The sequence below is a fragment of the Nocardioides sp. W7 genome (genome assembly GCF_022919075.1).
Classification (GTDB): domain Bacteria; phylum Actinomycetota; class Actinomycetes; order Propionibacteriales; family Nocardioidaceae; genus Nocardioides.
This window is the reverse complement of the sequence record NZ_CP095078.1, coordinates 4,591,204-4,604,710: the sequence shown is the minus strand read 5'-3', so window position 1 is coordinate 4,604,710 and position 13,507 is coordinate 4,591,204. Positions and strand designations below refer to the sequence as shown.

Sequence of the window (13,507 nt, the reverse complement as noted above, 5' to 3'; positions counted from 1 at the left end):
TCGTCAACACCAGGGGCCCAGCCCCGACGAGAGGACAGACGATGAAGAAGATCATGACGCTCGGAACGCTCGGGATCGCCGGAGCAGTGACGACGGGGCTGATCGCGTTCACCACCCCGGTCTCGGCGGCCGACGACACGGCGTACCAGCGCAAGGACGACAACCCCGACGTGGTCGTGGCGATCGACGACGAGGACGACGACGACACCTTCGGTCGCAACGACAACACCAACACCCGCACCGGCGTCCAGACGCGCACGCGCACCCGGGGCGGCACGAACACCGGCACCAGCCGGTCGACGCGCGACCACACCAACAGCCGGTTCACGAAGGTCAGCCGCGACCGCGACCTCAGCCGCAGCGACAAGACCCGTGACCAGACGTTCGACGGGCCGGGTGGGAAGAAGCGCGACTGGAGCGCCAACACCACCAACGACCGGTCCCGCAACGACACCCGTCGCTGAGCGACGACGACCGGGAGGTTGGGGACGATGGGCAGCACGGACACCTGGGGGCTCGCCGAGGGCGACGCGATCACGACCGAGCTGACGGCCGTGCGGCTGCTCGGCGGCGGGTCGTCGTACGAGGCGTACCTCGCCTTCGACGAGATCACCTACGCACCCGTCGTGGTGAAGGTGGTCCGCCCCGGGCTCGTCGACGACGAGTCCAGCCTGCGCGGCCTGCGCCGCGAGGTCGAGGCGCTGGCCACGGTCAACCACCCGGTCGTCGTCCGCGGGCTGCGGCACCAGCTCGACGGCCCGCGCCCGCACGTCGTACTGGAGCAGCTCGACGGGCCGCGGCTGTCCTCCCTGGTGCGCCGCTACGGGCCCTTGCAGGAGCAGCAGTACCTGCCGCTGGCGATCGAGGTCGCCAGCGCCCTGCACTACCTGCGCCACCTCGGCTGGGCGCACCTGGACGTCAAGCCGAGCAACGTCATCATGGGCGCGCCGGCGCGGCTGATCGACCTCTCGGTGGCGCGCCGGATCGAGGACGCGGCGGCCCTCACGGTGCCGATCGGGACCGACCTCTACCTCTCGCCGGAGCAGTGCGACCCGCCGACGACGGGCGTGCCCGGCCACGCCAGCGACGTGTGGGGGCTGTGCGCGACGCTGTTCGAGGCGATCGCCGGCTACCGGGCCTTCGACGAGGGCGACCTGGACTCACCCGACGTCCGGGTGCGTTACCCCCAGCTGGTCGACGACCCCTACGAGCTGCCCGACCGGGTCCCCGACGAGGTGGTCAAGGTCCTGTACGCCGGGCTCGAGAAGCGGCCCGCCGACCGACCCCTGCCGCACGAGATCGCCGAGGCCCTCGAGCCCGTCCTCGCCCGCCAGCCCCGGGCCCGCCTCGCCGGCTTCAAGGTCCGCTGACTCGGCGGTGGGGGTCAGGTGTTGAAGCGGTAGCCCATGCCGCGGACCGTCGTGATCGCGGCGGCGCCGAACTTCTTGCGGAGGTAGCCGACGTACACGTCGACGACGTTGGAGCCGGGGTCGAAGGCGAAGCCCCAGACGTGGTCGAGGATCTGCTCGCGGGAGAGCACCTGCCCCGCGTTGAGGATGAAGATCTCCGCCAGCGTGAACTCCCGGGCCGACAGGTCGACCTGGCGGTCGCCGACGGTGGCGCGGCGGGTGCGGACGTCGAGGCGTACGCCGCCCGCCTCCAGCACCTCCTCGCGGGTCCCGGAACCGCCCTCGCCGGACTGCGCCTGGCGCAGCCGCAGCCGGATCCGCGCGATCAGCTCGGCGAAGCGGAACGGCTTGGGCATGTAGTCGTCCGCGCCGCCCTCCAGCGCGGAGACCGTGTCGGTCACCGAGTCGCGCGCCGTCAGCACGATCACCGGCATCCGGGAGCCCTGCGAGCGCAGCTGGTCGAGGACCTCGAACCCGTCCAGGCCGGGCAGGCCGATGTCGAGGACCATCAGGTCGAAGTCGCCGCTCAGCGCGTGGTCGAGCCCGGCCGGGCCGTCGCCGACGACGGTGGCCACGTGCCCCTCCGAGCGCAGGCCCTTCGCGACGAACGAGGCGATCCGGGCCTCGTCCTCGACGATCAGGATGCGGGCCACGTGGTCTCCTCGGGGTTGGTGGGTCGGGCGGGGAGTACGACGACGAACAGCGCTCCGGGCGGGTCGGCGTCCTCGACGGAGACGGTGCCGTCGTGGGCGGCGACGATCGCGGCCACGATCGACAGGCCGAGACCGAAGCCCTCGTCGTCCTCGGACACCGACGAGCGCCCGAAGCGCTCGAAGATCTTGGTGCGGTCGACCACCGGGACCCCCGGGCCGGTGTCGCGGACCCACAGCCGCGCCACGCCTTCGTCGTACGACGACCCGAGCGCGACGGTGTCGCCGACCGCCGTGTGCTTGACCGCGTTGCCGGCGAGCTGGAGCAGCGCCTGGGTGATCCGCTGGGGGTCCGCGTGCAGGACGGCGTCGGCCGCGGCGTCCAGCTGCCAGTCGCGGTCGCCGAGTGCGCGGGCCTTGGCGAAGGTGTCCTCGGTGAGCGAGGCGAGGTCGACGTCGGTGAGGGTGACGAAGTCGGGCCGGTCGCTCTTGGCGAGCAGGATCAGGTCGCCGACCAGGCGCGACATCCGGTCGACCTCGTCGAGCAGCAGCGCCCGGGTCTCGGCGACCTCCTCCGGGTTGCCGCTGTCGAGCAGCTCCAGGTGTCCGCGCAGGACGGTCAGCGGCGTCTTCAGCTCGTGGCCGGCGTCGTCGAGGAACTCCCGCTGCCCGGTGAAGGCGTGGTCCAGCCGGTCGAGCATGCCGTTGACCGTGCGGGTCAGCGCGGTGATGTCGTCGTTGCCGGTGATCGGGATGCGCCGGGACAGGTCGGTCTCGCCGATCTCCTCGGCGGTCTCGCGCAGGACGCGCAGGGGTGCGAGCAGCCGGCCGGACTGCCAGAAGGCCATCGCCGTCACGAGCAGCAGCGACAGGCCGGCGACGATCGTGTAGGTGCGCATCGTGTCGAGCAGCTCGGCCCGGTCCTCGTCGAGGTAGACGACGACGATCAGCGCGCCGCGGCTGGCGCCCTGCGTGACCGGCTGCGAGGTGAGCAGGGCCTCGCCGTCCGGGGTGTCGATCCGCGTCGAGCCGCCGTCCGTGACCAGGGGCTCGGTCGCCGTCCGGAACCCCGGGTCGTACACCAGAGGATCGCGTGGGGACCGGCTGACCGGACCGTCGACCCAGCCGACCAGCAGTTCGTCGTCGTCGGGCACGTTGCGCTCCATGAACAGCCGCAGCATCGCGTCCAGGTCGGTGAACGGCTCGCCCGTCTCGGGGTCGACGCCGTCCTGGTTGAGGCGGGCGAACTCGTCGAGCTCCTGGTTCACGTCGTCGGCGGTCTGCTGCTCCAGCCGCTGGCTCTCCACGGCGTACACCAGCAGTCCGGACCCCGCCAGTGTCAGCGCGACGAGCGCGGCCGCGGTCGCGGTGATGCGCACGCGGACGGAGACGCCCGACCGTCGCGGTCGGGCGTCCCTGGTCGGCGGCGCGGACTCAGTCGTCGTCGGCCCCGTCGTCGTCGCTGCCGCGGTCGTCATCGTCATCGTCGTCACCGCGGTCCTCGGCGTTGCCCGGCCCGGAGTTGTCGTCGACGTCGCCCGGCTCGGGGACGACCACCTCGACGTCGTCGTCATCGTCGTCATCACCGTCGTCGTCCTCGGACGGCGTCCTGGACGGGGTGCGGCTCGGCGTCCCCGCCGGAGGGTCGCTGGGCGGGACGGTGGGGGTGCCGGTCGGGGGGCTCGTGGGTGACGGGCCGGGCTCGGTGATCACGATCGGGTCGCGCGGGGTCGGCTCGTCGGCCGAGGAGGCCGCCAGCGATCCCGCCACGAAGGCGCCGACGGGCAGGACGAGACCGAGGGAGAGGAGGACCTTCCACAGCGTGCTCATGACAGCGACGATCCTGCCTCATCGTGGGTTCGCGGTGAGAGGCTCATGAGAGGACTCTCATGGCGGACAGGAGCCCGGTCGGCCGGAAGGCGCCGCTGAGATCATCGCGTGGGAGCCCGCGATGGAGCCGACACCGACCGCCGGCCGCGCGGGGGAATCGTCGCCACGGCCAGGTTCTACAGATCTTGGGAGAATTTCCAGCAGTCGCTGGACAGGGAATCCGCGGGACCGCTCAATGTCTGAACCGTGACGGCTTCGCGAAGGCAAAATCGCGGTTCGCCACCCGGGATCGAGTCATTCTGCATCGGATCTACCCCTTTCCCACTAAAGTGTATTTGCGCTCGATCAAGCTGTCCCGCCTCGAGGCAGATAACCCCCGATCTGCCCGAGTCGCTGAATTGCGCAGGAGGCCGTATGGCACCGGGGCAGCAGAAGCCCGGTCGGCCCCCCGGCGCGGCCGGACCAGCATCCGTGACCCTGGTCGACGACTCCGTGACGTGGATGCCGGGTGGTCCGTTGTCGGCGTGGGCGCCGACCTTCGGGCCTCGGCGCAGGCAGGTCACCACCGGCGGTCGCCCCGTCCGGGTGGCCGTCACGCGGGCCGAGGTCGCCAGTGGTGACCGGTCCGTCGTCGAATGGCGGCGCTGGCAGAGTCGGTTCGTCCAGGCGCCGGGCCGGACCACCGCCGCCGGGACGGCGATGTGGTGGCGCCTGGCGGTCCACCAGCGCATCTTCGCCCTCTGCGCCGTCCCGCTTCCCGACATCGACACCACGGTCGCCGAGCTCCACCGCATCGTGAGAGCGGCGGACCGCCTGACCGTCTCCTTCGCGCACAGCCCCGGTCTGGCGGTCCCCAGCTGGGTCGTGGTCGACGGCGAGACCCCACTCCTGATCGGGTTGCCCGACTACCCGCTCGTCGGGGTCGGCGACGCGGACGACAGCCTCGTGGCGATGCTCCGTTCGTCGCAGTTCCAGCGCTACGTCCACGACATCCACGGGCGTGGACCGCAGCGCGCCAGGGTCGCCATCGCGCGGCAGTTGGCCGACCTGCCGCTCGGGGTCGAAGGCGGACCTGTCGGCACGATCAATATCAAGGACGACCTCTCGGCCGTCGTCGATCAATAGCGCCGATCGCTTGCGTGATTCGTATCCACGGGTCGGCAATGGGAATTCGTCGATCGAATACCCGTACCTTGTGCACTGTTCTTCTCGTCGTCACAGAAATGCAGCGCGGTGGCGCTATTTCCTGACGGCGACCGTGGCCTTCTTCATGGTCTTCTTCGCCGTGTAGACGGTGGTCGCGGAACTGACCGTGCTCGCGGGCACGCTCACCCGCACCTTGACTCTCTTCGTGGCGGCCTTCTTCGCGGCGGCACCGAGCCTGAGGGTGGCGGTGCCGTTCTTGACGGTGACGATGAACGACTTCCTCACCGCGCCGGTGAGGCGCACCTTCACGTTCCGCACCGTCGGCTTGAGGCTGGTGCCGCTCAGACGCACGCTCACCTGCAGCTTGCGGCCCTTCAGCGCCTTGACCTGCACCTTCGCCTTCGCTGCCTGGGTGACCTTCGACGGGATCTTCGCCGCGACCTTCTCGGTCGCCGTGCTGGTCCGCTGCGCGGACTCGTACCCGTCAGCGGTGCCGCTCACCCGGACACTGATCACCGTGTCGGTGTCCGCAGCCGTCGTCGTGTACGACGCCGCGGTCGCCCCAGCGATCGGTGCACCGTCGCGCAGCCACTCCCATGCGAATGACGCCCCCGGGGACCACGCCGCCACCGAACCGGTCAGCCGGTCGCCGACCTGGGGGCGGGCGTTGTCGATCACCGGAGCCGGCGACGTGGTGAAGACGCCGGTGGAGGTGCCCGTCAGCGGGATCGTGCTGACGCCACCGTCGGCCGAGTTGGCGACCGTGAGCGCCGCGGTCGAGGTCGCGTTCCCGCGGGCGGGCGCGAACGCGACCTGGAGCGTGCAGGCGGCGTCCACGGCCAGGGTCGAGTGTGCGCAGGCGGCGCCGTCGACCGTGAAGTCCGCGGCGGAGACGGAGTCCTCGTCCTCGACGGTGATCGCACCGATCGGCAGCGGCTTGGTGCCCGTGTTGGTCACGGTGACGGGCCGCGCCGCCGAGCTCGTGCCCTGCTTCTGCCGGGCGAACGCATCGAGCTCGGCGACGTCCACCCCGAAGCCGAGCGCGCCGGCGAGGGTCACCACGTCGGTGCGTCCCCGGCGCAGCGGGACGGCCGGAAGGTCCTTCTGCTGCGTCACCTCGTAGAACGCCGTGTTGTAGAGCTCCCCGGAGAGGACGGCGGAGTAGGGGCAGTCGTAGCCCTGGTCCATGATCAGCCGCACCTCGGCGCCCGGGTCCAGGCTCGCCGGCAGCTCGCCGATGCCCTCCCAGGCGCCCAGGGCGCTCGTGCACTTCTCGACGTTCGGCGGCGCCTCGCTGGTCAGGCGCTGCGGCGCCATGGCGGCCGTGCCGTTCCAGTACCAGAGCTGCTGCGGGTGGTGCCGCACGGTGGGGTCCGCGGAGAAGGCGGCGTCGGCGCTCAGGATGAGGTACTCCCCGGCCGCGTTCCTGCGGATCTCGCGGATCGACTGCCCGTCGAGGTCGAGCTCGATCGGCTCGCCGAAGGTCGCGGTACCGGCCTGGCCGCGGGTCAGCGCCTGGAGGTTGGTGACCGGCACGATGAGCGCGTCGCCGCCGGCGACGCCGCCGACCAGGGGAGAGCGGAAGCCCAGGTGGAGGGTCGTGCCGTCGGGCGCGAACTCGGCGGCCTCGATGTTGAACCTGTTCGGCCCGTCTGGGTGCTGGCCCGCGGCGGTGGCCGCGGCGAAGCCGTAGCGGTCGCCGTTGGCCCGGTCCCAGGCGACCAGGTCCCGGCGCAGGTTCCCGTAGCGGCCGGCCGGGGTGAGGGTCGCGCTCGCCCCGGAGCCGCTGATCGTCGTCTCGTAGACGACGTGCCGGGAGGTGGCGACCTCACCCTTCTTGGAGTTGCCGTGGGAGCCGAGCCAGAACACCGAGTCACCGGTGCGCGCGGAGGACTCGTAGTCGTCCTCACCCGTGGAGCCCGGGGGATCGTTGGGGTTCACGCCCGGACTGAACGTGGCGACCGGCAGTCCGGAGACCTCGCCGTCGTAGAGCCGGATCGGCCGGTCCTCGTCGCTGGCGACGAAGAAGTAGCCGCCGCCGGCCGCGATCGCCGTCGAGGCGTCGGAGGACATCTGCAGCGTGCGGCTGGTCGGCGTGGTCGCCCGGGAGGCGTAGTAGTCGATGGTGTACGACGCGGTCTCGCCGGTGGTGCCGGTGACGGTGACCACGACGTGGGCGTTGCCGGGGTCGGTCGGCTTGAAGCTCACGCTTCGTACGGCGCCCGTGCCGGTGACCGTCGCGGCGTCGGCGGCTGGCTGCACGCCGAACGGCGAGATCCGCGTGCCCTTCGTCGAGACCGCGGCCGTCACCTGCAGTTGTGCGGGATCGACCGGCGCCTGGCCGCCGACGGCGACCTGGCCGACGTACAGGTCGAAGCCGGGGTTGGTCGGGTCGCCCACGGTGCCGGCCTGTGCGTTGGGACCGCTCAGCGCGGGGGTGCCCACCGGAGTGCGCGGCACGGCGGCGATCCCCGGCAGCTCCGGCTCCGTGTTGGTCACGACCACGGTCGCCGCCGAGGTGAACGGCCCGCTGCCGTCCGTGCAGGTCTCCCGCACCGAGAGTCGGTGTCCCAGATCCGGCACCGTCACGGTGTAACTGTTCGAGATCGCGCCGCTGACCGGCTCACCGTCGCGCAGCCACTGGTCTCCGCCTGCGCACGTGGCCGGGGAGGTGAGCCGCTGCCCCAGCTGGGGGGTGCCCCCGACCGGACGGTCGTCGGCGGCGCGGGCGGCGCCACCGGTCGACGCGATCGTCGCGGCGACGAGCACGAGCGCCAGCGTGCCGGTGGCGCGGCGGGGGAGTGCGGAGCGGGTTCCGGGGACGTGCACGAGCGGCCTCCGTGGCGGGCGCGAGAGCGGCGGACAACCTCCGGATCATGGCGATTCCGCGCGTGACGCGGGCCACGTCGGGATGAGCGCTCGGTGAGCAATCGGGGATGGGTCGGTGAAGGGAGGGTGTCGCGGCCCGAGGCCGGATCGTGTTACCGCAACTTCACCTGGCGGAAGTCGATCGGAAATGTGATGTGCGGCGGTTCGACGATCCGCGGGGCTGTCGAGGCGCCGTGGGGCAGCGCTAGCGTCAGATGCAGGAGGGGGCTTCGCGCCGAAGCGAGAAACCCCCTCCCAGACTGCACATCCACTTCAGGCGCCAATGCCAGTTGGCGCCGCAATCCCCGAAGGAACCGAAGATGCACTTTACCCAGAACCGCCGCGCCCTGTCACGCCCGGGCACCGCTGCCCTCGCCGTGCTCGGCGTGGCCGTCTCGTCGTTCGCCGTGCTCGGCGCGGTCGCCCCTGCGGCCCACGCGGTCGGCACTATCAACGACATCGTCATCAACGAGGTCGAGTCCAACGGCGGCTCGCCGGGCGACTGGATCGAGCTCTACAACAACAACAGCGTCGACAGCGTCGTCCTCGACGGTGCGCAGCTGTCCGACAGCGACAACGGCCACACGATCACCATCACCGGCACCATCGCGCCGAACAGCTACGCGTGGTTCCAGACCGACAACTCCGCCACCCCCGGCAACTTCGGCCTCGGCGGCGCCGACTCGGCGCGCCTGTTCGCCGCGGGCGACACCCCCGGCACCGACCCGTCGATCGACTCCTACTCGTGGACCAACCACGCGGCCACCACCTTCGGGCGCTACCCCGACGGGGCCGGCGCCAAGAACGGCGGCGACTTCTTCACCACGACGGCGCCCACCCAGGGGACGGCGAACTCCTACACGGCTCCGGTCAACCCGAGCCCGGCCGCCTACGCCGGTGTGGTTGTCAACGAGGTCGAGTCCAACGGCGACGTCAACGGCGACTGGGTCGAGCTCTACAACACCCGCGCCTTCGGCTCGGTCAACCTGACCGGGGCGATCCTGGCGGACAGCAACAACTCGAACATCTACACGATCGGGTCCGTCTCCATCCCGGCCGGTCAGTACCGGGCCTTCTACGTCGAGGACGACGGCGTCGGCGGCGGCTTCGGCCTCGGCGACGTCGACGCGGCCCGCCTCTTCGCGGCCGGCACCCAGGACCTGGCGACCGCGACGGTGATCAGCGAGTACTCGTGGAGCACGCACTCCCCGACGACCTACGGGCGCAACCCCAACGGCACCGGCCCGTTCCAGATCACCGGCACGGCCAACACCTTCGCCGCGGCGAACAGCTTCGTCGGGGTCCCGGTCACGACCCTGGCCGGCAACGTCGTGATCAGCGAGGTGGAGTCGCAGCCGCAGGGCACGCCGACCTTTGCCGGTGACTGGATCGAGCTCTACAACGCCAGCGGCACCCCGCAGGACATCGCCGGCGCGGTGCTCTCGGACAACGACAACACCCACGCGTTCCGGCTTCCCTCGAGCACGGCGCCCCTGGCGGTCGGCGAGTACCGCGCCTTCCGGGTCGACGACGCGTTGATCGACGGCAACTTCGGCCTCGGCGGCGCCGACTCCGCCCGGCTCTACGAGGCCGGCTCCATCCTCGGGACCAGTCCGGCTGTCGACCAGACCAGCTGGGCCTCGCACGCCACGCACACCTGGGGCCGCCTCTCGCCGAGCGGCACCGGCAGCTTCACCGGCACCTCGGCCCCCACGCCGAACCTCGCCAACTGAACGACTGACTGACAACCGTGCTGCCGGGGTCGGCGACCCCGGCAGCACGGCTGTGCTCGCCCTCTGTCAGAAGGCGTCATCTACCCGTCCCCAACGGTTCATTGAGCCTTCGACCAGCGGTCGCCGATGTGACCGCGGACACCGCTGGCCCGCTCCTATGGTTCGGTCCGAACTGAGTTCCGCGGAGCTGCCCGAACCCCGGCCCGAGACACCCACAGGAGACAGATGATGACCGTCGACCACGCCGCACGACCAGGTGCGAGGAGGGCGCGGCGGCAACTGCTCGTGTTCCTCGTCGCTGTCGTCGTCGCGCTGAGCGGCCTCACCTTCGGTGCCGGCACCGCGCGGGCCGCCGAGGTCGTGGCTGTGCCCGACGCCAACCTGCGGGCGGTGCTCAACACGGCCATCGGCGACGCGACCGCCACCACCCGCACCCCCGGCCAGACGATCACCACCGACGAGGCACTCGCGGTGACGACGATCCTCAGCGCCGACGAATCAGGGGCCACCCCGATCTCCTCGTTCCAGGGTCTCGAGGCCTTCACGAACGTCACCTCGGTCGTCTTCGTCAACGCCGGCAGTACGGCGACAGACCTGCGCCCCTTCGCCCCGCTGTCCAAGCTCACGGACCTGACCCTGGTGTTCCTGCCGGTCACCAGTCTGGACGGCCTGGGCGGCAAGCCCGTGCTCAGCAATTTGGTGGTCGCCGTTGCCCCTGAGCTGATCGATATCAGCGCGCTGTCGATGGCGCCCGCCCTGACGTCGGTCACCTTCGACACCGCGGACAAGCTCGCCGACCTCTCCGCGCTCGCCGCTTCGAAGACCGGGCTCCAGAGTCTCCAGGTGATGAACGCGCGGTTGCAGGACATCGGCTTCCTCACGGGCTTCAAGCGCCTCGCGACGCTGAACCTGAATAACAACCGGATCGAGGACGTCTCGGTCTTCTCGACCTGGGACGATTCCTACGGGCTCAACGACGCCGTCGGCAACTCGCTCGACCTGAGCGGCAACCGGATCAAGGACTTCTCGCCCGTCGTCGCCTTCCGGAGCCTCCGGACCCCCCGTGCCGCCGTGCCGACCGTGAACGTCGGCGACCAGCAGGTGTACGCCGGGCGCCTCGACGAGCAGAACGGCGTCACGGTCGTGCTGAAGTCCGGTCCGGACTCGAACAACGCGACGACAGCTCCTCGCGTCACGAATGCCGCGCTCGGCTCCTACACGGTCGCGACCAGTCGGCTGACCAGCACGAGTCCCAACGCCGCCTTCCTCGTGGTGACCCCAAGCTGGACTGTGCACTTCGCCGAGGACCCGGACAAGCTCGCCGCGCTGCGGATCAATGAGATCGAGTCCAACGGGGACACCGCCCGCGGCGACTGGGTCGAGCTCTACAACCCGGCCGCCACCGAGGTCGACCTGGCCGGCGTGGTCGCCTCCGACAACGACAACACCCACCGAGTCCTCGTCCCGACCGGCACGAAGATCCCGGCCCACGGCTACCGGGCGATCAGGACCGACGACACCGCGGTGTCCGGCAACTTCGGGCTCGGCAGCAACGACTCCGCGCGGATCTTCGCGCCGGGCACCACGAACCTGGCGACGACCACCCCGATCGACTCCCACAGCTGGGGTCCGCACGCCGACACCACCTTCGGGCGCACCGCCCCGGGCAGGGGTGTGTGGACCACCACCCTCGCCAGCACCTACGAGGCCACCAACACGTTCCCCGAGCCCGAGGTCATCCCGACCGTCGCCGTCACGGGCAGCGCGACCAGCACGACCGGGTCGGCCAACTTGACCGCGACTGTGACCAAGCCCGACAGCACCGACCCGGCCACCGACGCGACCGGCCACGTGGTCTTCGCGGTGGACGGCAGCGACCGCTCCGGCCCGGTGACGGTCACCGGCGGCACCGCGACCTGGAACGCCACGAACCTCGTGGGCTCAGCTGCGGGGACCGCACACCAGATCACGGCGCGCTACGTCTCGGCCGGCGACGAGGACCCCTACGACGACTCCGCTCTCAGCGCCCCGTTCACCGTGACGGTCACGATCGGTGAGTTCACCGGCGCTGCGACGCTGTCGGCGACCACGGCGGAGATGTGCCAGCCGGTCTCGGTCGACCTTACGGGCGTATCTCCGTCGCCGGACTCGGTTAGCTATCAGTGGCAGACAAGAGGCCCGATCAGTGGCGAGTGGGGCGCGAACGGGACGACATCGGCCACGCAGACCGCGTCGTACATCTATCAGACTGGAGCAAACCCGGGCGTCGCCCGGTCCAACGAGACTTCTCGAGCGATCGTCACCGTCTCGAAGGCCGGGTATGCCACGAGACAGCTCACCACCGAGCCGGTCATCAGTGAGCCCGCTTCGTACCTCACCACGCCATCGCCGGTGCTGAGCTCGGGCAACCCGAAGGTCGGCGAGACGATCACCGCGACCCACGGGGCCTGGACCTCGTGCATCCCGGACGAGTTCGAGTGGCGCTCGGGCTACAACTACCAGTGGTTGCGGGACGGACAGCCGATCGCCGGCGCGACCGACGCGGTGGCCGAGGTCAAGAAACGAGAGGGCGGCGGCGGCCCGAAGCAGGTTTCCTACACGGTGACGCCTGCCGACGCCGGACACGTGATCTCGCTGCGGGTCTCGGCTGCCTCCAACCTGTTGAAGGCAGCGAGCGCGACCTCGACCTCGACCGCACAGGTCGCGGCGGGCGGGTTCTCGGCGTCCCCGGCGCCCACGATCGACAGGACCGCTCCCAAGGTCGGCGAGACCCTCACCGCGACGACGGCGGCGTGGTCGCCGGTGGCAGGGTTCGACTACCAGTGGCTGCGCGACGGCCAGCCGATCACGGGGGCGAGCAGCGCGTCGTACCCGACCGTGGCGGCGGACCTCGGTAAGCCGATCAGCGTCCGGGTGACCGGCACCGCCGACGGCTACGAAGCGGCGCAGCGGACCAGTACGGCGACCGCGAACGTCGCGGCCGGTGCGTTCACCGCGTCGTCGGCTCCGGTGATCGGCAACGCATCGCCGAAGCTCGGCGACACGCTCACGGCCACGACCGCGGCCTGGGCGCCAGTGGCCGCGCTGGCCCACCAGTGGCTGCGCGACGGCCAGCCGATCACGGGCGCGACCTCGGCGTCGTACACCACGGTGGTCGCGGACGTGGGCAAGAGGATCAGCGTGCGGGTGACCGGCACTGCGGCGGGCTATGAGGCGGTGGAGCGGACCAGTACGGCGACCGCGAGCGTCGCGGCCGGTGCGTTCACCGCGTCGCCGGCTCCGGTGATCGGCAACGCATCGCCGAAGGTCGGGGAGACCCTCACGGCCACGCTCGCGGCCTGGTCGCCGACGGCGTCGCTCACCTGGCAGTGGCTGCGCGACGATCAGCCGATCGCGGGGGCGACCGGTTCGTCCTACACCACGACGACGGCCGACCTGGGCCGGGCGATCAGCGTGCGGGTGACCGGCACCGCTGGCGGGCATGAGTCGGTCCAACGGACCAGTACGGCCACCGCGAGGGTCGCGAAGGCCGCCAAGGCCGCGCGGACGGGTGTGCGGGTCACGGCCGTGAAGGGCCGGAAGCTGCAGCTGAGGGTGAGCCTCAGCGGCACCAGCGTCCGGCCGACGGTGCGGAACGTGAAGGTGCGGCTCACCGGTGCGGTGAGGAAGACCGTCACCGTCACCGTCAAGAACGGCACCGCCACGCTCAAGCTGGGCGCTGCGGCTCGGAAGCGGGTCAAGGTTCAGGTCACGGTGCCCGCGAGCACGGTCAGCACCGCGACCACCGTCTTCACGGCCCCGAAGGCCGTCAAGAAGGCCACGGTCACGGTCAAGAAGTAGCCCTCCCGGGGTGGGGTCCGCCGACATCGGC

At 70.9% G+C, this 13,507-nt stretch carries 9 protein-coding genes; 5 read left to right on the top strand and 4 right to left on the bottom strand.

Annotated features, from left to right (window positions below; translation table 11 throughout):
• Positions 1–41 precede the first annotated feature (41 nt).
• Together MUB56_RS21540 and MUB56_RS21535 are read left to right on the top strand one after the other, a co-directional pair.
• Entirely contained in the window at positions 42–464 is a 423-nt protein-coding gene (locus MUB56_RS21540; protein WP_244929067.1) for a hypothetical protein, read from the top strand.
• Positions 465–491: 27 nt separating this feature from the next.
• Positions 492–1,370 (top strand): serine/threonine-protein kinase, encoded by an 879-nt coding sequence (locus MUB56_RS21535; protein WP_244929066.1) that lies wholly within the window; start codon positions 492–494, stop codon positions 1,368–1,370.
• 14 nt (positions 1,371–1,384) lie between these two features.
• On the opposite strand, the gene MUB56_RS21530 is transcribed toward MUB56_RS21535, so the two are convergent.
• The 3 genes from MUB56_RS21530 to MUB56_RS21520 are packed head-to-tail and all read right to left on the bottom strand — an operon-like array spanning position 1,385 to position 3,889.
• Complete coding sequence (locus tag MUB56_RS21530) at positions 1,385–2,062, bottom strand: response regulator transcription factor (RefSeq protein WP_244929065.1); 678 nt, start codon at positions 2,060–2,062, stop codon at positions 1,385–1,387.
• Positions 2,047–3,438: an ATP-binding protein gene (locus MUB56_RS21525; protein WP_244929064.1), complete on the bottom strand. Its 1,392-nt coding sequence runs from the start codon at positions 3,436–3,438 to the stop codon at positions 2,047–2,049. Before MUB56_RS21525 ends, MUB56_RS21530 begins: the two co-directional genes overlap by 16 nt.
• Before the next feature lie 55 nt (positions 3,439–3,493).
• On the bottom strand, positions 3,494–3,889 hold the full coding sequence (locus MUB56_RS21520; RefSeq protein ID WP_244929063.1) for a hypothetical protein: 396 nt from the start codon (positions 3,887–3,889) through the stop codon (positions 3,494–3,496).
• A gap of 414 nt (positions 3,890–4,303) precedes the next feature.
• On the opposite strand from MUB56_RS21520, the gene MUB56_RS21515 reads away from it, so the two are divergent.
• Complete coding sequence (locus tag MUB56_RS21515) at positions 4,304–5,014, top strand: hypothetical protein (RefSeq protein ID WP_244929062.1); 711 nt, start codon at positions 4,304–4,306, stop codon at positions 5,012–5,014.
• A 114-nt stretch (positions 5,015–5,128) separates the two neighbouring features.
• Here the strand turns inward: MUB56_RS21515 and MUB56_RS21510 are convergent, their stop codons facing one another.
• On the bottom strand, positions 5,129–7,864 hold the full coding sequence (locus MUB56_RS21510) for a hypothetical protein (RefSeq protein WP_244929061.1): 2,736 nt from the start codon (positions 7,862–7,864) through the stop codon (positions 5,129–5,131).
• A gap of 359 nt (positions 7,865–8,223) precedes the next feature.
• On the opposite strand from MUB56_RS21510, the gene MUB56_RS21505 reads away from it, so the two are divergent.
• A complete protein-coding gene (locus MUB56_RS21505; protein ID WP_244929060.1) occupies positions 8,224–9,636 on the top strand; it encodes a lamin tail domain-containing protein in 1,413 nt (470 codons plus the stop codon).
• A 228-nt stretch (positions 9,637–9,864) separates the two neighbouring features.
• Complete coding sequence (locus MUB56_RS21500; protein ID WP_244929059.1) at positions 9,865–13,476, top strand: lamin tail domain-containing protein; 3,612 nt, start codon at positions 9,865–9,867, stop codon at positions 13,474–13,476.
• Positions 13,477–13,507: the final 31 nt, after the last annotated feature.